Annotated in this window: 25 protein-coding genes; 13 read left to right on the top strand and 12 right to left on the bottom strand. The window is 62.1% G+C overall.

Going from position 1 to position 23,584, the window contains the following annotated elements; genetic code table 11:
* Positions 1-91: 91 nt before the first annotated feature.
* Positions 92-1,882, bottom strand: coding sequence for a cytochrome c oxidase subunit I (gene ctaD, locus RA302_RS11440; RefSeq protein WP_020907234.1), 1,791 nt, complete (start codon positions 1,880-1,882; stop codon positions 92-94).
* Between the two features lie 349 nt (positions 1,883-2,231).
* Between ctaD and RA302_RS11435 the strand changes: the two genes are divergently transcribed.
* The 3 genes from RA302_RS11435 to RA302_RS11425 all read left to right on the top strand — a co-directional run bounded on the left by RA302_RS11435 (position 2,232) and on the right by RA302_RS11425 (position 4,911).
* Complete coding sequence (locus tag RA302_RS11435) at positions 2,232-3,227, top strand: iron-siderophore ABC transporter substrate-binding protein (protein ID WP_080910891.1); 996 nt, start codon at positions 2,232-2,234, stop codon at positions 3,225-3,227.
* Positions 3,228-3,276: 49 nt separating this feature from the next.
* Positions 3,277-4,371 carry an iron-siderophore ABC transporter substrate-binding protein gene (locus RA302_RS11430; protein ID WP_338480706.1) on the top strand — a complete coding sequence of 365 codons (1,095 nt, stop codon included), beginning with the start codon at positions 3,277-3,279 and terminating at the stop codon, positions 4,369-4,371.
* A 66-nt stretch (positions 4,372-4,437) separates the two neighbouring features.
* Positions 4,438-4,911 (top strand): NUDIX domain-containing protein, encoded by a 474-nt coding sequence (locus RA302_RS11425; protein WP_019747889.1) that lies wholly within the window; start codon positions 4,438-4,440, stop codon positions 4,909-4,911.
* A gap of 95 nt (positions 4,912-5,006) precedes the next feature.
* Here the strand turns inward: RA302_RS11425 and nrdF are convergent, their stop codons facing one another.
* The gene (gene nrdF, locus RA302_RS11420) at positions 5,007-5,972 is read right to left on the bottom strand and encodes a class 1b ribonucleoside-diphosphate reductase subunit beta (RefSeq protein WP_003944744.1); all 966 of its coding nucleotides are present in this window, start codon (positions 5,970-5,972) and stop codon (positions 5,007-5,009) included.
* 170 nt (positions 5,973-6,142) lie between these two features.
* On the opposite strand from nrdF, the gene RA302_RS11415 reads away from it, so the two are divergent.
* Both RA302_RS11415 and RA302_RS11410 read left to right on the top strand, forming a co-directional pair.
* Positions 6,143-7,060: an SPFH domain-containing protein gene (locus tag RA302_RS11415; protein ID WP_003944699.1), complete on the top strand. Its 918-nt coding sequence runs from the start codon at positions 6,143-6,145 to the stop codon at positions 7,058-7,060.
* A gap of 12 nt (positions 7,061-7,072) precedes the next feature.
* A complete protein-coding gene (locus tag RA302_RS11410; RefSeq protein WP_003944723.1) occupies positions 7,073-7,285 on the top strand; it encodes a hypothetical protein in 213 nt (70 codons plus the stop codon).
* 60 nt (positions 7,286-7,345) lie between these two features.
* Here RA302_RS11410 and nrdE read toward each other — a convergent pair whose 3' ends face one another.
* The 3 genes from nrdE to nrdH all read right to left on the bottom strand — a co-directional run bounded on the left by nrdE (position 7,346) and on the right by nrdH (position 10,279).
* The gene (nrdE, locus tag RA302_RS11405; RefSeq protein WP_007736057.1) at positions 7,346-9,427 is read right to left on the bottom strand and encodes a class 1b ribonucleoside-diphosphate reductase subunit alpha; all 2,082 of its coding nucleotides are present in this window, start codon (positions 9,425-9,427) and stop codon (positions 7,346-7,348) included.
* Between the two features lie 59 nt (positions 9,428-9,486).
* Positions 9,487-9,966: a class Ib ribonucleoside-diphosphate reductase assembly flavoprotein NrdI gene (gene nrdI / locus RA302_RS11400; protein WP_019747887.1), complete on the bottom strand. Its 480-nt coding sequence runs from the start codon at positions 9,964-9,966 to the stop codon at positions 9,487-9,489.
* A gap of 82 nt (positions 9,967-10,048) precedes the next feature.
* Complete coding sequence (nrdH, locus tag RA302_RS11395; RefSeq protein ID WP_019747886.1) at positions 10,049-10,279, bottom strand: glutaredoxin-like protein NrdH; 231 nt, start codon at positions 10,277-10,279, stop codon at positions 10,049-10,051.
* A 291-nt stretch (positions 10,280-10,570) separates the two neighbouring features.
* On the opposite strand from nrdH, the gene RA302_RS11390 reads away from it, so the two are divergent.
* Complete coding sequence (locus RA302_RS11390) at positions 10,571-11,398, top strand: siderophore-interacting protein (RefSeq protein ID WP_024487207.1); 828 nt, start codon at positions 10,571-10,573, stop codon at positions 11,396-11,398.
* A gap of 72 nt (positions 11,399-11,470) precedes the next feature.
* Here the strand turns inward: RA302_RS11390 and RA302_RS11385 are convergent, their stop codons facing one another.
* Entirely contained in the window at positions 11,471-12,037 is a 567-nt protein-coding gene (locus RA302_RS11385; protein ID WP_019747884.1) for an NAD(P)H-dependent oxidoreductase, read from the bottom strand.
* 106 nt (positions 12,038-12,143) lie between these two features.
* Here RA302_RS11385 and RA302_RS11380 point away from each other — a divergent pair, with 106 nt between their 5' ends.
* Entirely contained in the window at positions 12,144-12,743 is a 600-nt protein-coding gene (locus tag RA302_RS11380) for a TetR/AcrR family transcriptional regulator (RefSeq protein ID WP_019747883.1), read from the top strand.
* A 35-nt stretch (positions 12,744-12,778) separates the two neighbouring features.
* Entirely contained in the window at positions 12,779-13,558 is a 780-nt protein-coding gene (locus RA302_RS11375) for an META domain-containing protein (RefSeq protein WP_020969283.1), read from the top strand.
* 19 nt (positions 13,559-13,577) lie between these two features.
* Here the strand turns inward: RA302_RS11375 and RA302_RS11370 are convergent, their stop codons facing one another.
* On the bottom strand, positions 13,578-14,132 hold the full coding sequence (locus RA302_RS11370; protein ID WP_020969282.1) for a nucleosidase: 555 nt from the start codon (positions 14,130-14,132) through the stop codon (positions 13,578-13,580).
* 68 nt (positions 14,133-14,200) lie between these two features.
* Here RA302_RS11370 and nadE point away from each other — a divergent pair, with 68 nt between their 5' ends.
* Positions 14,201-15,025, top strand: coding sequence for an ammonia-dependent NAD(+) synthetase (gene nadE, locus RA302_RS11365; protein WP_042951470.1), 825 nt, complete (start codon positions 14,201-14,203; stop codon positions 15,023-15,025).
* 13 nt (positions 15,026-15,038) lie between these two features.
* Here nadE and RA302_RS11360 read toward each other — a convergent pair whose 3' ends face one another.
* The 3 genes from RA302_RS11360 to moaA form a co-directional block, all read right to left on the bottom strand.
* Positions 15,039-15,794 (bottom strand): hypothetical protein, encoded by a 756-nt coding sequence (locus RA302_RS11360; RefSeq protein WP_084326398.1) that lies wholly within the window; start codon positions 15,792-15,794, stop codon positions 15,039-15,041.
* 314 nt (positions 15,795-16,108) lie between these two features.
* Entirely contained in the window at positions 16,109-16,366 is a 258-nt protein-coding gene (locus tag RA302_RS11355) for a MoaD/ThiS family protein (protein ID WP_003944706.1), read from the bottom strand.
* Complete coding sequence (gene moaA, locus RA302_RS11350) at positions 16,359-17,417, bottom strand: GTP 3',8-cyclase MoaA (RefSeq protein WP_020969279.1); 1,059 nt, start codon at positions 17,415-17,417, stop codon at positions 16,359-16,361. Before moaA ends, RA302_RS11355 begins: the two co-directional genes overlap by 8 nt.
* Before the next feature lie 111 nt (positions 17,418-17,528).
* Between moaA and glp the strand changes: the two genes are divergently transcribed.
* The 4 genes from glp to RA302_RS11330 all read left to right on the top strand — a co-directional run bounded on the left by glp (position 17,529) and on the right by RA302_RS11330 (position 21,820).
* On the top strand, positions 17,529-18,731 hold the full coding sequence (gene glp / locus RA302_RS11345) for a gephyrin-like molybdotransferase Glp (protein WP_113682985.1): 1,203 nt from the start codon (positions 17,529-17,531) through the stop codon (positions 18,729-18,731).
* A gap of 28 nt (positions 18,732-18,759) precedes the next feature.
* Positions 18,760-19,746 (top strand): bifunctional molybdenum cofactor biosynthesis protein MoaC/MoaB, encoded by a 987-nt coding sequence (moaCB, locus tag RA302_RS11340; protein WP_047889494.1) that lies wholly within the window; start codon positions 18,760-18,762, stop codon positions 19,744-19,746.
* Positions 19,739-20,152, top strand: a complete 414-nt coding sequence (locus tag RA302_RS11335) for a molybdenum cofactor biosynthesis protein MoaE (RefSeq protein ID WP_003944730.1) — start codon at positions 19,739-19,741, stop codon at positions 20,150-20,152. Before moaCB ends, RA302_RS11335 begins: the two co-directional genes overlap by 8 nt.
* Positions 20,153-20,380: 228 nt before the next feature.
* Positions 20,381-21,820, top strand: coding sequence for a DEAD/DEAH box helicase (locus RA302_RS11330; protein ID WP_019747875.1), 1,440 nt, complete (start codon positions 20,381-20,383; stop codon positions 21,818-21,820).
* 14 nt (positions 21,821-21,834) lie between these two features.
* On the opposite strand, the gene bluB is transcribed toward RA302_RS11330, so the two are convergent.
* Positions 21,835-22,464: a 5,6-dimethylbenzimidazole synthase gene (gene bluB / locus RA302_RS11325; RefSeq protein ID WP_019747874.1), complete on the bottom strand. Its 630-nt coding sequence runs from the start codon at positions 22,462-22,464 to the stop codon at positions 21,835-21,837.
* On the bottom strand, positions 22,461-23,513 hold the full coding sequence (locus RA302_RS11320) for a GTP-binding protein (RefSeq protein WP_070796200.1): 1,053 nt from the start codon (positions 23,511-23,513) through the stop codon (positions 22,461-22,463). The genes bluB and RA302_RS11320 overlap by 4 nt, the downstream gene beginning before the upstream one ends.
* Between the last annotated feature and the right edge of the window lie 71 nt (positions 23,514-23,584).

Genomic DNA, 23,584 nt, shown 5'->3' with positions numbered 1-23,584 from the left:
CGCGTCTTGATCGTCACCATTGTGCCAAGCGAAAGGCCCCACCCGTTACTCGGGCGGGGCCTTCGCTGATTACTTCAGTGTGTTACTTCGCTCAGGAGCGGCTGTCGGTGCCGGGGTCGCCTTCGTCCCCGACTGTGAGCGGCTCGTGACGAGCATCTTCGAGCACGGTGCTGGCGTTCTTCCCACCGTGACCGGGGCCGACGTGCGCTTCTGCGCGCATTCGCTCCACCATGTGCGGGTAGTGCAGCTCGAAGGCCGGACGCTCGCTGCGGATGCGCGGCAACTCGGTGAAGTTGTGACGCGGCGGCGGGCAGGTTGTCGCCCACTCGAGCGAGTTTCCGTAGCCCCACGGATCGTCGACGGTGACCACTTCGCCGTAGCGGTAACTCTTGAAGACGTTCCAGATGAACGGGAGCGTCGAGGCACCGAGTACGAACGCGAAGATCGTGGACACCGAGTTCAGAACCGTGAACCCGTCCGAGGGCAGGTAGTCGGCGTAACGACGCGGCATACCTTCGGCACCGAGCCAGTGCTGGACGAGGAACGTGCCGTGGAAGCCGACGAACGTGGTCCAGAAGTGCCACTTGCCGAGGCGCTCGTCCATCATGCGGCCGGTCATCTTCGGGAACCAGAAGTAGATACCGGCGTACGTGGCGAACACGACCGTACCGAAGACCACGTAGTGGAAGTGGGCGACGACGAAGTAGCTGTCCGTGACGTGGAAGTCGAGCGGCGGGCTCGCGAGGATGACGCCCGACAGACCACCGAAGAGGAAGGTGATCAGGAAGCCGATCGAGAACAGCATCGGCGATTCGAAGGTCAATTGCCCCTTCCACATCGTGCCGATCCAGTTGAAGATCTTCACACCTGTCGGCACGGCGATCAGGAACGTCATGAACGAGAAGTAGGGCAGGAGAACAGCGCCGGTCGCGTACATGTGGTGAGCCCACACTGCGATCGACAGAGCGGCGATGGCCAACGTTGCGTACACCAGGCCGCTGTAGCCGAAGATCGGCTTACGGCTGAAGACCGGGAAGATCTCCGAGACGATGCCGAAGAACGGCAGCGCGATGATGTACACCTCGGGGTGACCGAAGAACCAGAACAGGTGCTGCCACAGGAGCACACCGCCCGTTGCCGGGTCGAAGATGTGTCCACCGAGATGGCGGTCGACGAACAGTCCCATGAATGCAGCGGTCAGTAGCGGGAACGCCAGCAGGATCAGGATGCTGGTGATGAAGATGTTCCAGGTGAAGATCGGCATGCGGAACATGGTCATACCGGGTGCGCGCAGGCAGATCACGGTGGTGACCATGTTGACGCCACCGAGGATGGTGCCGAGGCCGGCGACAGCCAGACCCAAGACCCACAGGTCGGCGCCGACGCCGGGGCTGTGCAGCGCGCTGGTCAGCGGCGTGTATGCCGTCCAACCGAAGTCTGCTGCGCCACCGGGCGTGACGAATCCGGCCGTCGTGATGATCGCGCCGAACAGGTACAGCCAGTAGCTGAACGCGTTCAGACGCGGGAACGCGACGTCAGGTGCACCAATCTGGAGCGGAAGAATGTAGTTCGCGAAGCCGAAGACGATCGGGGTCGCGTACAGCAGCAGCATGATCGTGCCGTGCATGGTGAACAGCTGGTTGAACTGTTCGTTGGAAAGGAACTGCATGCCGGGTACAGCAAGTTCGGCACGCATCATCAGTGCCATGAGGCCACCGATGAGGAAGAAGGCGATGGAAGTCGCCAAGTACATGATTCCGAGCACCTTGGGATCGGTGGTCGTGATCATCTTGAAAATGAATGAGCCCTTGGGTCCCTGCCGCGGCGGGTAAGGCCTGGCCGGCGCTATCGTGGGGACTGGCTGGGGCGCTACGGCAGTCACTGATCCTCCTGAATGTGCCTTTGGTCGCTCCGCAGACTCCGTCAAAGAGCCCTTGGTTGCGCCCGCAGGGTCCGTCGCCCGGGCTGCGGACAACGGCTTCTGGCTTGCGCTCATCGAATCGTAGACCGTGACTCCGAGGCACCGCGACCCGGTCCTACTCTGCGTCGTACTCGAGCATCCGTTTTTGGGGGCACCAAACGAACGACCTGCGGTTTATGTTCCCTCGGGAGTCCGAACCCACATCCGAATCGGCGTGTCGTACCCGTCGAAGAATTCGGCCGGTGTCCGTTTTCGGCCATCTCCTCCACTGATAAGGTCACCCTCGCCTAACTCACCTCAGGAGTATTCAGTGAAATTCTTTCCCCGCCGCGCCGCGCTGGTAGCCGTCGCAGCCTCGATCGCCTTGGTCGTTCCAGCCTGCTCGAGTAACGACGAGCCCGCTGCAACCACCACCTCGACCGAGTCGGGCGCATTCCCCCGCACGATCGAACACTTCCGTGGAAGCACCGAAATCCCGGCAGCACCCCAGCGGATCGTCGCGCTCGACAACAGCTTCACCGACGCCGTCCTTCTCCTCGAATCCCCGCTCGTCGGCTACGTCGACTACCGCGAGCCCGGTCTGCCCGACTACCTCGGATCCTCCCGGGAGGAATTCGCCGCGGACGCCGTCTCGGTCGGCACGGTCAGCAGTGCAAGCCTCGAGAAGATCGCCGCACTGCAGCCGGACCTCATCATCTCCGCCGAGGTCCGCGACGGGAAGAACTACGAACAACTGTCCGCAATCGCACCCACCGTCTTCACTCAGACGACCGGCCCGACGTGGAAGGACAACATCCGCCTGGTCGGTCAAGCGCTGGGCAAGGAGTCACTGGCCGAGGCGAAGATCACCGAGTACGAAACCCGCGCAGCCACCGTCGGCAAGGAAATCAACGAGAAGGCGAACAACCCGGTCATCTCGGTAGTCCGATTCGCCGGTGAACCGACGGCACGCCTCTACCGCACCACCTCGTTCAGCGGCATCGTCCTTCAGGACGCCGGATTGAAGCGCCCGAACAACCAGGGACCTGACCCCGCCGATGCCGGAAACATCATGATGAAGATCAGCCCCGAGCTGATCAACGAAGCCGACGCGGACGTCATCTTCATCAGCACCTGGCAAGACGCCGAGGGCAAGAGCGCCGAAGCTGCGAAGCCGTTCCTCGAGAGCCCGCTGTGGCAGACCCTTCGAGGACGCAAGGTCGACGTGGACGATTCACGTTGGATGTCGCCGGTCAGCATCCAGGGCGCCCACATGATCCTCGACGACCTTTCGGACACGTTCGAGGTGGACAAGCAGAACAGCTGAGTCGAACAGCTAACCTGAACGGCGCCCGCTCACACAGGAAGCCGTCGACTTGTCTGTTCTCTCACGCACGTCTGTTCTCTCACACACGACCGCCCGCACGTCCATTCGTCGTGTCTCGATCCTGGGGATCGCTGCCACGATGCTCGTCCTCGGTGGTTGCTCGTCCGGCTCGTCGGACGATCCCGCGAGCACTATCGTCCGGACCACTACGTCGATCGCCGGTGCCGGCGTGATGGGTATCGAACGCGACACCGCCACCGCGTGCCCGACGCCGACGCAAGCCGACCCGGGAGCGGGCCCCGGGGTGAAGCGTCGAGTCGTACACACTGCGGGTGAAACTGAGGTTCCTTCCGATCCCCAACGGATCGTGGTCCTCGACAGCGTCTCGATGGACGCCGTGTGCGCCCTCGGTCTGTGGGAGCGGGTAGTGGGCGCCGCGACCGGTGTCGACTCGCCTCAACCGTCGTACCTCGGTTTCGGCATCTCGGAGATTCCGAGCGTCGGCCCCGTGAGCGCACCCGACGTCAACGCCGTGAAGGCCGCCGCGCCGGACTTGATCCTCGGGTCCAGTCCGGCGTCCGACGGTTTGTACGGGCAACTCGACGCCATTGCCCCCACCGTGTTCGCCGGCTCGGATCCCGTGTACTGGAAAGCGCAGTTCGCCCTCGCCGGCCAGGCACTTGGCCGTTCGTCCGCGGCTGCGACGGAGCTGGACCGCTACCAGCAGGACGTCGTGCAGCTCGGCGACGCATTGAATGCATCACAGACGCAGGCATCAGTGGTTCGGTTCGGTTCGAAGGACCTGCAGATCGAGGGTCCCGCATCCTTCGCCGGACAGATCCTCAGCGACGTCGGCGTCCGGCGCCCACCGGCGCAGCGATTGACCGATGCGACCACAGCACCGATTCCGGCCGACGATCTCAGCGCCGCCGAAGGTGACTTGATCTACGTACTCTTCGACGGGCCGAACGGCCGTACCTACGGCACCGAGATCATGAAGAGCGACCAGTGGCAGGACCTCGCCGCCGCCACCGACCGGCGTGTGTTCGTCGCTGAAGACGAAATCTGGAACGGAAACGGGATGACTGCCGCCCGTGCCGTATTGGCGGACTTGAAGGGAACCTTGAACGGATATGCGAGCTGACTGGAACGAACCGCTACTCCCACATTCGAGGCGGCTCGCCACAACTGTGACGGTCGGGTTCTGATCATGCCGATCCCGGAATTCATTGTCGCTTTGCGCGAGAAGGTCGGTCATGCGCCGCTCTGGCTGTCCGGCGTGAGCGTCGTGATCCGCGACGACGACGGCCGGGTCCTGCTCACCCGCCGCGCCGACAACGGTCAGTGGGCCGTCGTGTCCGGCGTTCTCGAGCCCGGAGAGGAACCGTCGGCGGCGGCGGTGCGGGAGGCGAAGGAAGAAACCGGCGTCGACGCCGAATTGATTCGGATCACGAGTGTCGATGTCACAGAACCCATTACGTACCCCAATGGTGACGTGACCCAGTACCTCGACGTCTGCTTCCTGGCCAGGTGGACCGGCGGAGATGCACACGTGGCGGACGACGAAAACCTCGAGGTCGCGTGGTTCGCGCCGAGCGAATTGCCTTCGGACATGACGGAAACCTCGCGTCTGCGCCTCGCAAAAGCATTGCTGGACAAGCCGGAAGCGTGGTTTCTGCGCTGACCCACTCCCCCATCGACGACCGAAGCCCGATTCCCGCGTGTGCAGGAGTCGGGCTTCGGTATATAGGTCGCTCTAGAAATCCCGAGCGGGTCGCTCTAGAAATCCCAGTCGTCGTCTTCGGTGTTGACGGCTTTGCCGATGACGTAGGAGCTTCCCGAGCCGGAGAAGAAGTCGTGATTCTCGTCCGCATTCGGTGAAAGTGCCGACAGGATAGCCGGATTGACGTCCGTCTCGTCCTTCGGGAAGAGGCCTTCGTAGCCGAGATTGTTGAGCGCCTTGTTGGCGTTGTAGCGCAGGAACTTCTTGACATCCTCGGTCAGGCCGACGCCGTCGTAGAGGTCCTGCGTGTAGTCGACCTCGTTCTCGTAGAGCTCGAAGAGCAGCTCGAACGTGTAGTTCTTGAGCTCTTCACGCTCGGCCTCGGTGAGCTGTTCGAGGCCCTTCTGGTACTTGTAGCCGATGTAGTACCCGTGCACGGCCTCGTCGCGGATGATGAGGCGGATGAGGTCTGCGGTGTTGGTGAGCTTGGCTCGCGAGGACCAGTACATCGGCAGGTAGAACCCGGAGTAGAAGAGGAAGCTCTCGAGGAGCGTCGAGGCGACCTTGCGCTTGAGCGGCGACTCGCCGTTGTAGTAGTCGAGAACGATCTGCGCCTTGCGCTGCAGGTTGGGGTTCTCCTCCGACCAGCGGAACGCGTCGTCGATGTCCGGGGTGGAGCACAGCGTCGAGAAGATCGAGCTGTAACTCTTCGCGTGCACCGATTCCATGAAGGCGATGTTGGTGTACACCGCTTCTTCGTGGGGAGTGATCGCGTCCGGGATGAGGCTGACGGCGCCGACCGTTCCCTGGATGGTGTCGAGCAGCGTCAGGCCCGTGAAGACGCGCATGGTGAGCTGCTGCTCCTGCGCGGTCAGCGTTCCCCAGGACGGGATGTCGTTGGAGACCGGCACCTTTTCGGGCAGCCAGAAATTGCTGACGAGGCGATCCCATACCTCGGCGTCCTTCTCGTCCTGGACGCGATTCCAGTTGATGGCGGAAACGCGACTGACCAGCTTGACCATAATTCCTACCTAGCGAGAGAGATACTGCCGAATGTTGGCTTGCCTGAACACTACCCGTTGTGTCGGGTCCGCGATGCCAACACAACAACATGTGTCGCACGCGCCCCTCCACGAGTACAAAAAATGTGATATCAATTAAATATCACTTACCGATGGAAAGCGAGTCCCGCATGACCAGCACACCCACCGTGGCCGAGAAACCGACCGGAGTCGCCACCACAACGATCGCCGAACGCCCAGGCTGGGACCTGTCCGGCAGCTGGATGCTCCTCGGCGGCGTACTTCTCTTCCTGGCCGGAATCGCGCTGTCCGTCGTTGGCGGAGTTCTGGGACTCTTCGCCCTGATTCCGGTCGGTGTGGTGCTGTTCATCGCGTCACTCCCCCTGCTGATGGGCCTGACCTTGGTGCAACCGAATCAAGCCCGAGTCCTTCAACTCCTGGGAAGCTCGTACAGCGGCACCCTGCGCACGCCGGGACTGCGATGGACAAATCCGCTGACTGTCCGTCGATCGATCTCGACGCGTATCCGAAACCACGAGACCGGTCAGGCGAAAGTGAACGACGCCGACGGAAATCCCATTGAGATCTCGGCGGTGGTCGTCTGGCAAGTTGCCGACACAGCGCTCGCCTCATTCCAGGTGGACGACTACGAGGAGTTCGTCTCGGTGCAGACCGAGGCGGCCGTCCGCCATATCGCCGGCAGCTACCCGTACGACGCCGAAGGCCGAGTCTCGTTGCGCGAGAACGCCGATATCATCACCACCACCTTGTCGGAGGAGGTTCACGCCCGCGTGCGTGCGGCGGGTGTCGAAGTTATCGAGACACGCATCAACAGGCTCTCGTATGCACCCGAGATCGCCAGCGCAATGCTTCGGCGCCAGCAAGCGGGTGCAGTGATCGCCGCCCGCAAGCAAATCGTCGAAGGTGCGGTGTCCATGGTCGACATGGCACTCAAGCAGCTCGAGGAAAAGCACGTCGTCGAACTCGACGAGGAACGCAAGGCCACGATGATCAGTAACCTTCTGGTCGTGCTGTGCGGCGACCGCGACGCACAACCGGTGCTGAACACCGGTTCGCTCTACCAGTAAAGGAAAGGCCACATGGCCACGGATCCAGCTCCGAGATCGGAGCGTAAGAAGATCCTGCTTCGGTTGGACCCAGCGGTGCACGACGCGCTTGCCCGCTGGGCCGCCGACGATCTCCGAAGTACCAACGCCCAGATCGAGTTTCTCCTTCGGCGCGCACTCACCGAGCACGGTCGAATGCCGAAGAATGCCGGCAAGATGCACGGTCCAGGCCGTCCGCCGGCCTGATACCCCTGTGCGCCTTTTCGGTAGTAACCACTACCGAAAAGGCGCACGGGGCGGAGCCCTTTACAGCATGCAGGAAACGCAGCCCTCGACCTCGGTGCCTTCGAGTGCCATCTGACGCAGACGGATGTAGTACAGCGTCTTGATGCCCTTACGCCACGCGTAGATCTGCGCCTTGTTGATGTCGCGGGTGGTGGCGGTGTCCTTGAAGAACAGCGTCAGCGACAGGCCCTGGTCGACGTGTTGCGTTGCCGCAGCATAGGTGTCGACGATCTTCTCGTACCCGATTTCGTAGGCATCCTGGTAGTACTCCAGGTTGTCGTTGGTCAGGTAGGGCGCCGGGTAGTAGACGCGACCGATCTTGCCTTCCTTGCGGATCTCGATCTTCGACGCCACCGGGTGGATGGAGCTGGTGGAGTAGTTGATGTACGAGATCGAGCCGGTCGGCGGGACGGCCTGAAGGTTCTGGTTGTAGATACCGTGCTTCTGAACCGAAGCCTTCAGCTCACGCCAGTCGTCCTGGGTGGGGATGTGCAGCTTCGCATCGGCGAAGAGTCCGCGAACCTTGTCGGTTGCCGGCTCCCAGGCCTGGTCGGTGTACTTGTCGAAGAATTCACCCGAGGCGTACTTCGACTCCGGGAAACCCTTGAAGTACGAGCCGCGCTCGATGGCGATCTTGTTCGACGCACGCAGTGCGTGGAACAGCACGGTGTAGAAGTAGATGTTCGTGAAGTCGATGCCTTCTTCGCTGCCGTAGAAGATCCGCTCACGAGCGAGGTATCCGTGCAGGTTCATCTGACCGAGGCCGATGGCGTGAGAGTCGTTGTTGCCCTGCTCGATCGACGGCACCGAGTAGATGTGTGTCTGGTCGGACACTGCCGTCAATCCGCGGATCGACACTTCGATGGTCTTGGCGAAGTCGGGCGAGTCCATGGTCTTCGCGATGTTCAGCGAACCCAGGTTGCAGGAGATGTCCTTGCCGACCTTCGAGTAGGACAGGTCGTCGTTGAACAGTGAAGGCGTCGAAACCTGCAGGATCTCCGAGCACAGGTTCGAGTGAGTGATCTTGCCTTCGATCGGGTTTGCCCGGTTCACCGTGTCCTCGAACATGATGTAGGGGTAGCCCGATTCGAACTGCAATTCGGCGACGGTCTGGAAGAACTCGCGGGCCTTGATCTTGGACTTGCGAATTCGCTTGTCGTCGACCATCTCGTAGTACTTCTCGGAGACGTTGATGTCGGAGAACGGAACTCCGTAGATGCGCTCGACGTCGTACGGCGAGAACAGGTACATGTCCTCGTTCTTCTTCGCCAGTTCGAAAGTGATGTCCGGGATCACGACGCCGAGAGAGAGCGTCTTGATGCGGATCTTCTCGTCGGCGTTCTCACGCTTGGTGTCGAGGAAGCGGTAGATGTCGGGGTGGTGCGCATGCAGGTACACGGCGCCGGCGCCCTGACGCGCACCCAACTGGTTGGCGTAGGAGAACGAGTCCTCGAGAAGCTTCATGATCGGGATGACACCCGAACTCTGGTTCTCGATCTTCTTGATCGGTGCGCCGTGCTCACGAACGTTGGTGAGCAGCAAGGCAACTCCGCCACCACGCTTGGACAGCTGCAGTGCCGAGTTGATGGAGCGACCGATGGACTCCATGTTGTCTTCGATACGAAGCAGGAAGCAGGACACGGGCTCACCGCGCTGCTTCTTGCCCGAGTTCAGGAACGTCGGGGTGGCGGGCTGGAAGCGTCCGGCGATGATCTCGTCGACGAGTTCGACGGCCAGGTCTTCGTTGCCTGCGGCCAGGGTGAGCGCAACCATGCAGACACGATCTTCGAAACGCTCGAGGTAGCGCTTACCGTCGAAGGTCTTGAGCGTGTAGGAGGTGTAGTACTTGAATGCACCCAGGAACGTCGGGAAGCGGAACTTCTTGGCGTACGCGTGATCGATCAGGAACTTCACGAAAGTACGTGAGTACTGATCGAGAACCTCGGGCTCGTAATAGTTTTCCTCGACGAGGTAGTCCAGCTTCTCGTCCAGATTGTGGAAGAACACGGTGTTCTGGTTGACGTGCTGCAAGAAGTACTGACGGGCTGCAGCGACATCCATCTCGAACTGGATCTCACCGTTGGCGCCGTACAGGTTGAGCATGGCATTGAGTGCGTGGTAGTCGAGACCGTTGGTGGAATCGCCGCCGCGTGCATCACGCTCTACGCTTCCTGCCGCGATCGTGTCAGTGATGGTTGGCGCCACTGCCCGTGCTCCTTCTCTGTTTCGAGATGATTCCAGAACTCCCCCAAGCCTTCTCGTACTCGGTCGACATCCTCGGCAGTGCCCATGAGTTCGAACCGGTACAGAAAAGGAACGTGGCATTTCTGGGAAATGATGTTTCCTGCATAGCAAAAGGACTCACCGAAATTGGTGTTTCCCGCCGCGATCACTGCTCTGATCAACGACCTGTTGTGTGGATTGTTCAAAAAACGAATGACCGGCTTCGGCACATAACTGGTGTCGCGCCCTGTCACGGTGACCCCGCCACCATAGGTGGGCAGAATCAGCACATAGGGCTCGTTTACACGAAATGAGCCGTCACGGTCATGGATAGGTATACGTGTCGCAGGCAGGCCGAGACGTTGAACGAATCGGTGGGTGTTCTCCGACACGCTGGAAAAATAGACCAGCGAAGTCATCGGTTGTCACCATTTTCTTGTACGGTGCCCGGAACTACTCAGATGTGTCGGCGGAGGTGTCCACCGCCGACACTGCGGCGCTTCAAGCAGCGACGGTCAGGGTCTTGATGCGATCGGGACGGAAACCCGACCAGTGATCTTCACCGGCAACCACGATGGGCGCCTGGAGGTACCCGAGAGCCATGACGTAGTCGCGGGCTTCGGCATCCTCGGTGATGTCGATGATGTTGTATTCGAGACCGGCCTTGTCGAGGGCGCGGTAGGTGGCATTGCACTGAACGCAAGCGGGCTTGGTGTAGACGGTGATGCTCATGAGAGTCCCTCTTTCGCTTAGCCAACAAAGGCCGATGTAGTGATGTTCAGCACCGATTCGACCGATTGCCGGAGTCTCGCTCGAGGCGTTCCGCGTTGTGGTCTCTCAGTGCTCAAGACACTACACCTAGTGGCCGACAGAAACACATAACGCGAGATGTTGTGAGTCACATCGTTGAAATTCCCAGGTAGCCCCAGTTCAGCGCACACATCTTCCGGCGCGTCGGCGTGTCGCCCGTCACATTTCGGCCGCAGGCCCGACAGCATCTGAAAACCACTACTCGGACCTACCATGAGCGTCGTGGAAACACCCCCGAAGGACGAAGCTCCGCGCCACCAGGCAACCGTGACGAGAACGCAGCAGGTGACACCTAAGATGCGCAGAATCACCTTCGGCGGTGCGGGCCTGAGCGACTTCGAGACGAGCGGGAGCCCCGACGAACGGGTGCTCGTCAGATTCCCCCTCGACCCCCCTCACGCCCGTAGTTACACGGTCCGGCGCTGGCAGCCCTCGAAGAACGAACTGGAGATCGACTTCGTTCTCCACGGCCACGGCGGAGCTGCGCTCTGGGCCGAGAATGCGCAACCGGGCGAGACCGTCCATCTTTCGACTGCGAGCGGGTGGTTCAAGCCGCCGGCAGAGTGCGACTGGCTGCTACTCGTCGCCGATCACGCCGCACTGCCTGCGATCGGGCGGATCTTGGAAGAAGCACCCGACGGTCTACCGATCCACGTCATTGCACAGGTGCCCGCGTCGAGCGAACAGCAGACGTTCACGACGCGCGCCGACGCTCATTACCGATGGATCGACGAAGCAGACTCACTGCTCGCCGAATTGGCTGCCATTCCCCTGCCTCGCGGCGAGGGCTACATCTGGTGCGCAGTCGAGGCCACGACCGCCAGACGCATCCGCGCCCATCTGCGTCGAACATCGGAAATCCCGGCACCCCGCATGCACGTGATGGGTTACTGGCGGGAGGACAAGGAGAACTGGGAGCGTCGGTACGCCGTCGTCGCCGACCGTATCGACGCCGCGATGGGCGAAGCGATGATGGCCGGCAAGGATTTCGAAGCGGTTCGCGACGCCGTCGACGACGCGATGGAACGCGAAGGGCTCTAGCGCACAGACGGGCGCGAATCGCATACGAGTGAGGGCCATACCTTCCGGCATGGCCCTCGCTCGTGAAACGGATTACGCGTTGACGAGCTGCTTGCTGGCGTCGACGAGGTCGGAGACGACCTTGGAGACCTGAGCGAGCACCTCTGCGTTCTCACGCGGGTGCAGCTCACCGAACAGTGCGCCGGTTCCACCGATGCTCAGTGCGGTGTCCTCGACGACCTTGCCGCCGGCGATGCGGACTGCCTTGGTGGTGTCTTCGTGTGCCCACTTGGCGCCGTTGCCGCTGGGCGACGCGCTGATGACTGCGACAGCCTTGTCCTTGACGGCACCGACACCGTACGGACGCGAGATCCAGTCGATGGCGTTCTTCAGAACTGCGGGGATGGTGCCGTTGTATTCGGGGGTGACGAGCAGGAACGCGTCAGCGTCGCTCGCAGCGGCGCGCAGTGCGTCGACAGCGGGAATGGAAGCACCCTCGACGTCGATGTCTTCGTTGTAGAAGGGGACGTCGGCGAGGCCTTCGAAGACCGTCAGCGTTGCACCCTCGGGCGCGGCGGACACAGCCGTCTCGGCAAGCTGGCGATTGACGGATCCGGCGCGCAGGCTGCCGACGAGAACGAGAACATTGGTCTGTGACATAACGAGATTCCTTCGAGAGTGGTGCGGTTGGTGGCTCCGGTTGAAAGTTATATCAACTAAACGGACCGCGGTCCACTTACATTCCCCGGCCCTGTAACCTGATCCCGTGAGCGCAATCCCCCTCCCCCAGATCGGCGCCGTACCCGTCGAGCGCGGTGACGCAGCACGTAACCGCGTACTTCTGCTCGACGCCGCAGCCCTCCTCGTCGCCGAGCGAGGTGTCGACGCGGTCACGATGGATGCCGTCGCGTGCCGGGCCGGTGTGGGCAAGGGCACAGTTTTTCGGCGCTTCGGCAATCGATCGGGACTGATGCAGGCACTGCTCGATCACACCGAGCGAGAACTGCAGCAGGCATTCATGTTCGGCCCCCCACCGTTGGGGCCGGGCGCGCCGCCGATCGAGCGCCTCATCGCGTTCGGACGAGCTCGGATCGCCATGGTGGAAGTACAGGGCGAAGTCCTCCGTGCTGCGGAGAACGCTCCTGAATACCGCTTCGGCGGTCCGGCCCGGGCGCTCGGCATCGCTCACGTCATCGGACTTCTTCGAGGAGCCGGCGTCGAGGGCGACCTCGATCTGCTCGCTTCAGCACTGTTGGCACCGCTCGAAGCGTCGCTTGTCCTTCATCAGGTTCGCGATCTCGGGATGACCACCGAGCGCCTGGCCGCCGGCTGGGAAGACCTTGCCCGGCGCGTTACTCGATGTTGACTCCCCAGATCCGTCCCACCACTTAATGTGAGCCCATGCGCATCGCAGCTGCCGTCATCGGCCTCCTGACCATCGCCGCGGTAAGCGGTTGCTCCGCTTCGTCCGACTCCCCCGAGGACAAGACGGACCCCTCCGGCCGCGTCTTCATCTCGACCTCCGTCGACGGAACACAAATTCCCGGCGGTGGCCCGCTGACTCTCGATTTCAGCCAAGCGGATCGAGTGTCCGCGAGTGCCGGATGCAACACGGCAAACGGCTCGGTCGAGTTCACCGACGGCAAGCTGACCACCGGCACCATGGCGTCGACCATGATGGGCTGCCCTCCCGGCATCGCCGAATCCGACGCCTGGACAACAACATTGCTGACCTCCGCGCCGACGTGGAGCCTCGACGGCGACACCCTCACCCTGACATCGGACGACGCCACAGTGACTCTGCAGGACAAGAAGATCGTCACGCCGGATCGACCTCTGCAGGGCACGACGTGGACCGTCACGTCACTCATCAGTCCCGATGCGATCAGTACGAGCCTGGCTCTGGAGACGTCAGCTCCCGAACTCACGATTGCCGCAGACGGTTCGGTCAGCGGAACCACCGGATGCAATCGCATGACCGGAAGCGCCCAGGTCTCCGACACCACAGTCACGTTCACGCCGATGGCAACCACGCGAATGGCCTGCCCCGAGGAGAACATGGACATCGAGCGTCAGATCCTGGCGGTACTCGACGGTGAAGTGAGCTACACCGTCGACGCCGACACGCTGACCCTGCGCAAGCCCGACAACACCGGATTGATACTGACTGCGCAGGCTTGACCAGACGCTGCAGGCTCGATCAGACGTTGTCGAGCAGCCAGCGCCCCAATTCGCGGGCGCTGGCATCGATCATCGCGGGCCAGTCCAAGGCCGAGTCGTCCGCGTGATCGCTGACATGTTTGACGAGTCGGCAGGTAGCACCCGCAGCCTGCGCGGCGAATGCGATGGCAAACCCCTCCATGTCGACCAGATCGGCTCGCTGAGCGAGAGCGTCCCGGGTCGCAGTGTCGGCGATAAATGCGTCGCCGGTCGCCAACACCGAGTCGTCACCGCCGGCGAGCACCAAACGGTCCGCGACCTCGTGCCCCAGCGCTCGGATCGCGGTGCTGCTGATGTCGTGATTGATGACAACCCCGGGAACATAGAGGCCACCGTGGTGCGCGTGCAGCGCACCGGCGGTCCCGATGTTGACGACCAGCGGCAGATTCTCCCGCTCGTACCGCGCGAGAGCAGAAGCGACTGCTGTTGCAGCACTGACCTTTCCAATCCCCGTGATCAGCAGTTCGTATCCTTGCGGCACGTATGCCGCTTCCGACTTCGTCGCACTGACCACCAGAACGTTGTTCGCACTCATGTGCGCGACCGTACCGCCCCGGATACGGTGGCACTGCACGCGCCTGCTCACATCGCTAGAGTCCATTCATGGCCACACTGCGTGAAAGCATCATCGAAGAACTCGGCACAAAGCCGACAATCGACGCCGCAGCGGAGGTTCGCGCGCGAGTCCAGTTCCTGAAGGACTACGTGCGCTCGACCCCCGCCAAAGGGTTCGTTCTGGGAATCAGCGGCGGTCAGGACAGCACGCTCGCCGGAGCCCTCGCCCAACGCGCGGTCACTGAACTTCGTGAAGAAGGCCACGAGGCCGAGTTCGTCGCCGTTCGACTCCCCTATGGCGCGCAGGCCGACGAATCCGATGCTCAGATCGCACTCGGCTTCATCAAGCCGGACCGCTCTCTCACGGTCAACGTCAAGCCTGGCGCCGACGCCACAGCCCGTGAGGCCTCCGAGGCGTTGGGGAACGGCGAACTACGCGACTTCGTCCGCGGCAACATCAAGGCGCGCGAACGAATGGTCATTCAGTATGCGATTGCCGGTCAGCTCGGCTACTTGGTAATCGGTACCGACCACGCCGCAGAAGCGATTACCGGCTTCTTCACGAAATTCGGTGACGGCGGCGTCGACATCACGCCGCTCACCGGCCTGAGCAAACGTCAGGGCGCTGCATTGCTGCAGGAATTGGGCGCACCCGAGAGCACGTGGCGCAAGGTGCCGACCGCCGACCTCGAGGACGACCGACCCGCGCTGCCCGACGAAGTTGCCCTCGGCGTCACGTACTCACAGATAGACGACTACCTCGAAGGAAAGGACGTTTCCTCCGAGGTAGCCGAAAAGCTCGAGAAGATGTTCGCCAACACTCGTCACAAGCGCACGGTGCCGGTCACACCCCTGGATGACTGGTGGAAGTAACTCTTACCAGCGACTAGCTACCGAACAGGCTGCCGAAGACGTCGCCCAGCGAACCCGTTCCCGAAGCCGGATCCTTCTTCGCGAAGTTGGTGGTGCATCCGTTGAACTGCACCGCATCGACCAGCGTCGAGGTGGCAGCGGAACCGGTCCCGACACTGACGCCGTAGTGGTCGACTACCGCTTTCGGGTTCGCGGCGACGATGTCAGCCAAAGGCACTGACACGCGGTCCTTGGCGCCGTCGATGTTCTGAGTGCTCCACCACACGCCCTTCTGGAGATCCGCGTGAACGCCGCCGTCAGCCGTCGGCGTCGCGTCCGGTCCCGGGACCCACACCAAGGTGGTGAATCCGTTCTCGAACTTTCCGCCGGTGGTTCCGGTGAGGCGGAGCTGGAACGCCGCAGTCGGCGTGGCGGCGCGCTCGGCGAAACCGATCGCCTTGCTGACTGCGTCGGACAGCTTGATACCGCCGGCCGAATGGTAGGAAACCGAACGATCGCCGGTACTGTCGACGGCCAGCTTCAGTGAACCGTCCTTGTCGAGAACGTTGTCGGCCGAGTACGACGCGGTCTGATCCTTCTCGTCGGTGAACGGGATGCCCCACCCGTTCGGCGTCGCTTCGGTGGACAGGGTCGAGCACGAGGCTTCCGGCGCAGAAGAGCCGAGAGAACCGGTGGACGGAAGCGCAGTAGCAATTGCCGGAGCGGTGAGTGCAGCTGCCCCGAGGAGCGCTACGACGACTCCGACACGGCGCGTGGAATTAATCGACATTGAAATACCTTTCACATATCCCGAGTGGAATTGCGCCAAAATTAACACATGTCGACAATTACCAACAGCGAAGGTATTTCTTTTGTCATCCAAACAGATGACAATTCACCTGGGCAATTAGAAGTGCATTTACTCCCCCAAAAGTAGGAGAAACTAAACAAAGCGACCAATGCTGGACAATTGACCAACAATGGAGAAAACGGAGATAGATGCCACTTGAGCTGGAGTGATCAAGATATAAATATTTGGACCGGGAAACCGAAAAAGGACAATACGTCGGCAGCCCACAAATAGCTACGCCGGCAATTCTCGGACTAGCCTCCAGCGAAAGGCGGAAGAATATCGACAGCGCTACCGGAGGCTCGAGAGACGTCGCGGGTCAACTCGTCACCGACGAGGAAAGCCGAGACCGACAGCACTCGCTCCATCTCCGGTCCGTATCGCCCGACCAAGACCGCCACCAACTCGGCAAGTGTGTTGTCGGGCGAAATGGCGACTACCTCGCTACGGCAACCGGATACATCCGCTGCAGCAGCAAAGTAACGAACCGAGATCGAATGCGGATCAGCCACCAATCGCTCCCATACTTCTTTCCGGCGGAACGAAGTCCGCGGCGTCGATGCCGTGCCCTGCCCACTTGTTCCACATCGCACCGCGCCACAAATCCGCAAGTTCGTCGTCACTTGCTCCGGCCCTGAGCGCGGCACGCAGATCAACTTCACGGTCACTGAACAAACATGACCGAATTGTCCCCTCTGCAGTCATTCGCGTCCGATCGCAATCACTGCAGAACGAGCGCGTCACCGAAGCGATGATCCCCACCGTCATTTCAGTCCCGTTGACACGCCATTCTTCAGCAGGAGCCGACGGGTCTTCGCGACCGATTGCGGCCAATTCGAAACGGTCACTCAATACCGACAGCAATTCAGCCGCAGTCACCATGTTCTCGCGCGCCCAAGCATGGTCTGCATCGAGAGGCATTTGTTCGATGAACCGCAATTCGACTCCGGCGTCGAGGCACCACTGTAAAAGGTCCGCCGCGCCGTGGAGCGTTTCGCGCATGAGAACGGCATTTACCTTGAGCGGCGCAAGGCCAGCCACCGCGGCCGCTCGGATTCCCGCGAGAACCGAAGGCAACCTGTCTCGACGCGTCAATTCCGCGAAGTGCGCGCGATCAACCGAATCCAGGGAAACATTCACGCGGGTCAAACCAGCTGCAGCCAGCTTTGCGGCACGATGTTCGAGCCCAACGGCGTTGGTGGTCATGGCAAGTGGAATTCCTGGCACACGCGCGGCGCATCCCGCGATGATCTTTTCGAGGTCACTACGCATCAGCGGCTCGCCGCCGGTGAATCTCACCTCGCGAATACCGACTCGTTCGACACCGATTCCGACTACTCGAACGATCTCGTCGGCACTCAGAAGGTCTTCCGCAGCGATGGCCGGCAAGCCTTCCTCCGGCATGCAATACGTGCAACGAAGTGAACACTTCTCGGTGATCGAGACTCGCAGATCTCTGGCAACACGCCCGAACCTGTCGACCAGGAGATCCGTCTCGGGACGACCGGCGAGGGAGGCAGCGTCAAACCGCACGGTGGGAATTCCCATCGAGACCACTGTCATCACTTCACCAACTTCCGTATTGCTCCAGTATGACCGAAAGCCGTACTCCGTGTGTCGGACGGACCACACCGCCTAGGATCAAAACATGTCGAGGTTGTCGAGGTTACTGTCATGAGCGCGCGTTCGGTCGAGGAACACGCTGCGCACATCTCCGGATTGCTCACCGGCCTGCACACCCTCTCTCCGTCGGCGGTTCCGACGGCAGAAGCGTTGGGGCGCATAACTTGCTCGGATATCGCATCGCCGGTGGACCTGCCCCTCTTCCGCAACTCACAGATGGACGGATATGCGGTCGACGCCGCATCCGTTGCCTCGGTTCCCACGACACTGACGGTTCGAGGCGTGATCGCCGCGGGAAGCGGAAAACCACCGAAACACCTTCCAGGATCGGCATTTCGCATCATGACCGGTGCGCCGCTCCCCGAGGGTGCCGACGCCGTCGTTCCCGTCGAGGACACCACGGGCGTCACCGAACACGTGGTCACCATCGAACGGGGCAGGTCTGTAGGCGAATTCGTTCGCGAACGTGGCAGCGACATCACTGCCGGAATGCTACTGGTCACGGCCGGAACACACTTGGAACCTCGCCATATCGCCGCGCTGAGTGCTGTGGGCCTGGCCTCGCTCGACACGTACACGAAGCCACGGGTCGCGATAATTACGACGGGCGCCGAACTGAAAAGTGCCGGAACAACTCTCGAACCCGGCGAGATCTACGATTCCAACGGCCCAGCTTTGGCAACATTGGCCGAAGCCAACGGCGCCGATGTCGTCTCCGTCGCCCGAAGCAGCGACGACCCCGCCGAGTTCCGCGAATTACTCTCGTACGCAACCTCGGTCGCCGATCTGGTTTTCACCTCCGGTGGGGTGTCCATGGGCGATTTCGAGGTGGTGAAGGAAACTCTCACCCCTCTGGGTGCACACTTCGGCCACGTCGCAATGCAACCTGGCGGTCCGCAAGGCACTGCAGTGGTGAACGAAGTGCCGGTACTGAGTTTCCCGGGCAACCCGGTCAGCACGATGGTCTCGTTCGAGGTCTTCGCCCGCGGCGAACTGCGCCGGGCCGCGGGTCTGCCCGAGATCCCGCGCGAACGGCTGCCACTGACTGCACCGCTGCGTTCGGTGGATGGCAAGCGCCAGTTCCTGCGCGCGCGTAGAACTGCGGACGGTATCGAACTCGTGGCCGGACCCGGCTCGCACCTCGTTGCAGCAATGGCGTGGGCCGACGTCCTGATCGACGTCCCCGCTGCCGTGACCGAACTCGGAGCGGGCGATCTCGTCGATGTCCTCCCGCTCTCGACTTCCTCGTTTTGATTCACTCGATCTGATTCAAAGGACACTCATGACCGAATTGACACACGTCGACAGCGAAGGCCGAGCGCGCATGGTCGACGTCAGCGCCAAGGCCGAGACGACGCGCATCGCCGTCGCTGCCGGTGAACTCGTCACGACCGCCGAGGTAGTTCGCCTCGTCCGCGCCGACGGCATGCCCAAGGCCGATGTCCTCACCACCGCGCGCATTGCCGGAATCGCCGGTGCAAAAAAGACGTCAGAGCTGATCCCGTTGTGTCATCAGCTCGCGCTTTCGTCGGTCAAGGTGGAATTCGGGTTCACCGAAACCTCGATCACCGTCGAAGCGACGGCAAAGACTCGCGGACAGACCGGCGTCGAGATGGAAGCACTCACCGCCGTCGCGGTAGCCGGCCTGACCTTGCACGACATGGTCAAAGCGGTCGATCCCGGAGCCACTATGAACGGTGTTCGCCTGCTCACCAAAGACGGTGGTAAACACGGACATTGGACCCGCGACACTCAGAACTCACAGACATCTCCGGCGCACGCCTTCGCCTCGCCACGGTCCGCAACCGTCCTCGTCGCTTCCACCGGCGGTGCCAACGGAACCAGACCCGACACCACCGGACCGACGATCGCAGCCTGGCTACGCGAGCGGGACTTCGAGGTGCGTGGACCGCTTGTGTACGCCGACGCAGACATCGCGGCAGGCATCGCTGACGCCAAGGAGGGCTCCCCGTCGCTTGTCATCAGCACCGGCGGCACCGGTGCTTCCCCCACGGATGCAACGCCGGAAGCTACCCGGGCAGTCTTGACCCGTGAGTTGCCCGGGGTCGCAGAAGCGATCCGAACCAAGGGCCTCGAGAAGACCCCGCACGCGTCACTGAGCCGTGGTGTGGCAGGTCTCACAGGTACGACGGTCATCGTCAATCTTCCGGGTTCTCCCGGTGGAGTGAAGGACGGTCTCGCCGTCCTCGAACCCATCATCGATCACCTGCTCGCGCAGGTCGCAGGCGGAGGAGCACACGATGAGTGAGCTACTGGCTCGGATCTCCGAGCAACCGATTCACGCAGACACCGTCGACGCCGCCGTTGCCGGTCCGAAGAACGGCGCTGTTGTGGTGTTCACGGGAACGGTGCGCAATCACGATGGAGGTCAAGCAGTTTCAGCGTTGGAGTACCAGGCACACCCGGACGCGGAACGCTTTCTCGAGACGTGCTGCCAAGAGGTTGCAGCCTCGACCGGCCTGCCGGTTGCCGCGATCCATCGCGTCGGCCACCTCGAGATCGGTGACCTCGCACTGGTCGCCGCCGTCGCCGCCCCGCATCGAGCGGAGGCGTTCGCCGCGTGCGCCGAACTGGTGGAGCGCATCAAGCACGAGGTACCGATCTGGAAGCGGCAACACTTCGCAAACGGCGTCTCCGAATGGGTCGGGTTGTAGGTCGAACGCTCCGAGAAGGTAGAGTTGCGACCACTAGGTGCCTGAAATCGGGCATCCAGCGTCGTAGAACGCAAATTTTCTTGCTGAGTGCTCAATGCACCCGCTCTTCTTACGGCGAAGAAGCCTGCCGACCGGCAGCGCCGCCACCACTGTGCTTGATTGTTCGACCGGTTAATTCCCGTGTCGGCATCCGGGCACGAACACGTGCCCGAAAGGCTCTGAACACACTTGTCTGACATCTCTACGCCCGCTACCACCTTCGCAGCCCTCGGTGTGCGCGCACCGCTGGTGAAAGCTCTCGAAGACGGCGGAATCACTTCTCCGTTCCCGATCCAGATCGACACCCTCCCCGACACTCTTTCGGGGCGCGACGTACTGGGCCGCGGAAAGACCGGAAGCGGCAAGACCCTCGCGTTCTCCATCCCCATGGTCTCCCGCCTCGCCGGCGAACTGTCCGGAGGCAAGCGTCGTCCGGGTCGACCGCTCGGCCTGGTCCTCGCACCGACGCGTGAGCTCGCCACCCAGATCACCGCAACCCTCGAACCGTTGGCCGCCGCATACGACTTGCGCGTGACCACCATCTTCGGCGGCGTCTCGCAGCACCGCCAGGTTCAGGCCCTCAAGGCCGGAGTCGACATCGTCGTCGCCTGCCCCGGTCGCCTCGAAGACCTCATGAAGCAGAAGTTCGTCAGCCTCGACGCCGTCGAGATCACCGTGCTCGACGAGGCCGACCACATGGCCGACCTCGGCTTCCTGCCCGTCGTCACCCGCATCCTCTCGTCCACCCCGCAGGACGGGCAGCGCCTTCTCTTCTCGGCAACGCTGGACAACGGCGTCGACAAGCTCGTCAAGCGTTTCCTCAAGAACGAGGTCATGCATTCGGTGGACGAGGCCAACTCCCCCGTCGCAGCGATGACGCACCACGTGTTCGACGTCGACGGCGTCGAAGCCAAGAAGGCTCTGGTCGAGAAGCTCGCTTCCGGTACCGGTCGTCGCATCCTGTTCATGCGCACCAAGCACCAGGCACGCAAGTTGGCTCGCCAGCTCACCGAGTCGGGCATCCCGTCAGTGGACCTGCACGGCAACCTCTCTCAGGCTGCTCGCGACCGTAACCTGGCGGCATTCTCCGCCGGTGAAGCGCGCGTCCTCGTCGCCACCGACGTCGCAGCGCGCGGCGTCCACGTCGACGACGTCGAGTTGGTCGTCCACGTCGATCCGCCGGCCGAGCACAAGGCGTACCTGCACCGCAGTGGTCGCACCGCTCGAGCAGGCAGCGCCGGCGACGTGGTCACCGTGGTTCTGCCCGAGCAGCGTAAGGATCTCGCGATCCTCATGCGTAAGGCAGCCATCAAGGTGACCCCGGTTCGTTCGACTGCCAACTCCGAGCACGTCGTCAAGTTGGTCGGCGACATCGCACCGCACGTCACGCCGGCTCCGAAGGCTCCGGCCCAGCCGAACGGTGGACGCGGACAGCGTCCCGCCGGCCAGGGTGGACGCGGCGGCGCAGCACGTTCGGGTCAGGCGCGCTCCGGACAAGGCGGTCAGTCACGCGGTGCTCGCACCGGCGGAGTTGCTCGTCAGGAACATGCAGGCGGCGGCGCTCGCCGTCCCCGCACCGGCGGCGGCGCTCGCACCGCAGGTTCCACCGGGGGCCGTCCCGCGCGCTAGGCACCCGGTACAACTCAATAGGTTTCGTAGTGGACAGCGTCGGCCAATGGCCGGCGCTGTCGCCATCCGAAGCGCTCGAGATCCGGAACCTGTTGAAACTCAGTCACCTTCCCGACGCACAGCCACGCAATGGGGCGTACGGGTGACGGAATGCCCATGAGTTCGGTGAGGTACTTCTCGTCGTAGAACGAAACCCAGCCGATGCCGATCTCCTCGGCCACCGCGGCGAGCCACAAATTCTGAATTGCGAGTACCGCCGAGAACAGTCCGGTGTCGTCGACGGTATGACGGCCGAGGATGTTCGGGCCACCGCGTGACGGGTCGTAAGTGACGACGATGCCGGTACCGCTCTCGGCGATTCCCTCGATCTTGATGGGGTCGAACGTCGATCGGCGATCCTCGGGCAAAGACTGCGCGAACTTCAGCCGGGCATCGGCGACATGTGCCGCGAAGGTATTGAGCGTCTCCGGATTACGAACGACGACAAAATCCCACGGTTGCGTGTTTCCCACGCTCGGCGCGCGATGGGCGGCGTCGAGAATGCGCATCAGAGTTTCGTCGGGGATGACCTCTCCCGAGAACTCGGCGCGAACGTCTCGCCGTCGCCGAATCGCTTCGTACACGGATACATCTGATTCACTCACGCCCCGACGGTATAGCGGTGCAATCCCAGCATGGCGTCGGGGTGCGGTTCGACCGTTTCCTCGCGCACGCAGGCGCGGAGCGCGCTGCCGACCGCTCCCGAATCCATCCCGGTACCGATCACAACCAGTTGCGTGGTTCGAGGTTCGCCCGACTTCCACCGCAGCGGCGTGATCCGAACATGATCACCCACCGATTGGATCTCGAATTTTCCTGTGTAACCCGGAATCTCGAAGTTCACGAATCCTTTGATGCGGTACACCCCCGGCGGTTGATTCTCGAGGAAATGCGTCAGAGCCCTGGCATCGAGTGGCATCTCCGACGTGAAATCAACCGATTCGTAGCGGTGGTGCAGGTGATCGTGGTGACACGAGCCGTCCTCGTGATCGTCGTCGTGCCCCTCGCGCAAGAGCTCGTCGAGGCTCAGTTGATCGCCCGGAGCGGGAGGGGTCACCTCACCGGAATCGAACAGCAGAGCAGGGTCTATCCGTGAATGCGCCGTCTCCACTATCGGCGCTCGCGGATTCAACTCGCGAATCCCGGCCGTGAATCTCTCGCGCTCGGAGACCGGAACGCTGTCGATCTTGTTGACTACCACCAGGTCTGCCAGGCGGACATGTTGATCGAGCTCGGGATGTTCGCGGCGAACGGTGGAGAAATTGGCTCCGTCGACCAGGACCACCAGGCCGCCGTAGACGACAGACGGGTTCTCACTTCCGAGGACGAGTCGAATCATGTTCCGCGGCTCAGCAAGCCCGCTCGCCTCGATGACGATCACGTCGATCCCGGATTGCCGGTGCGCCAACTTGTTCAGCATCTCGTCCATGTCCGAGACGTCGACAGCGCAGCACAAACAGCCGTTGCTGAGAGAGACCATCGAATCGACCTGACCGGCGACCATCATCGAGTCGATGTTGACGGAGCCGAAGTCGTTGACGATCACGCCGATGCGTACACCGTCGTTGTTGCGCAGAAGATGGTTGAGCAGCGTCGTCTTTCCCGAACCGAGAAAGCCTGCGACGACTATTACGGGAATCTGCTTCTTCGCCACCACGCAACCTTCCGAAACCACACGTACCGATCAGTGATCGTAGTGGAGTGTGGCTCCGGAAGGTTCACGCT

The sequence above is a fragment of the Rhodococcus sp. DN22 genome, assembly GCF_036669995.1.
Lineage (GTDB): Bacteria > Actinomycetota > Actinomycetes > Mycobacteriales > Mycobacteriaceae > Rhodococcus_F > Rhodococcus_F erythropolis.
This window is presented reverse-complemented; position numbering and strand designations above follow the sequence as displayed.

Coding starts and splice junctions, on each gene's coding strand:
- RA302_RS11425 (WP_019747889.1), top strand. CDS start 4,438: ATGCCGATCCCGGAATTCATTGTCGCTTTGCGCGAGAAGGTCGGTCAT.
- nrdF (WP_003944744.1), bottom strand. CDS start 5,972: ATGGTCAAGCTGGTCAGTCGCGTTTCCGCCATCAACTGGAATCGCGTC.
- RA302_RS11415 (WP_003944699.1), top strand. CDS start 6,143: ATGACCAGCACACCCACCGTGGCCGAGAAACCGACCGGAGTCGCCACC.
- RA302_RS11410 (WP_003944723.1), top strand. CDS start 7,073: ATGGCCACGGATCCAGCTCCGAGATCGGAGCGTAAGAAGATCCTGCTT.
- nrdE (WP_007736057.1), bottom strand. CDS start 9,427: ATGCTCAACCTGTACGGCGCCAACGGTGAGATCCAGTTCGAGATGGAT.
- nrdI (WP_019747887.1), bottom strand. CDS start 9,966: ATGACTTCGCTGGTCTATTTTTCCAGCGTGTCGGAGAACACCCACCGA.
- nrdH (WP_019747886.1), bottom strand. CDS start 10,279: ATGAGCATCACCGTCTACACCAAGCCCGCTTGCGTTCAGTGCAATGCC.
- RA302_RS11390 (WP_024487207.1), top strand. CDS start 10,571: ATGAGCGTCGTGGAAACACCCCCGAAGGACGAAGCTCCGCGCCACCAG.
- RA302_RS11385 (WP_019747884.1), bottom strand. CDS start 12,037: ATGTCACAGACCAATGTTCTCGTTCTCGTCGGCAGCCTGCGCGCCGGA.
- RA302_RS11375 (WP_020969283.1), top strand. CDS start 12,779: ATGCGCATCGCAGCTGCCGTCATCGGCCTCCTGACCATCGCCGCGGTA.
- RA302_RS11370 (WP_020969282.1), bottom strand. CDS start 14,132: ATGAGTGCGAACAACGTTCTGGTGGTCAGTGCGACGAAGTCGGAAGCG.
- nadE (WP_042951470.1), top strand. CDS start 14,201: ATGGCCACACTGCGTGAAAGCATCATCGAAGAACTCGGCACAAAGCCG.
- RA302_RS11360 (WP_084326398.1), bottom strand. CDS start 15,794: ATGTCGATTAATTCCACGCGCCGTGTCGGAGTCGTCGTAGCGCTCCTC.
- moaA (WP_020969279.1), bottom strand. CDS start 17,417: ATGACAGTGGTCTCGATGGGAATTCCCACCGTGCGGTTTGACGCTGCC.
- glp (WP_113682985.1), top strand. CDS start 17,529: ATGAGCGCGCGTTCGGTCGAGGAACACGCTGCGCACATCTCCGGATTG.
- moaCB (WP_047889494.1), top strand. CDS start 18,760: ATGACCGAATTGACACACGTCGACAGCGAAGGCCGAGCGCGCATGGTC.
- RA302_RS11335 (WP_003944730.1), top strand. CDS start 19,739: ATGAGTGAGCTACTGGCTCGGATCTCCGAGCAACCGATTCACGCAGAC.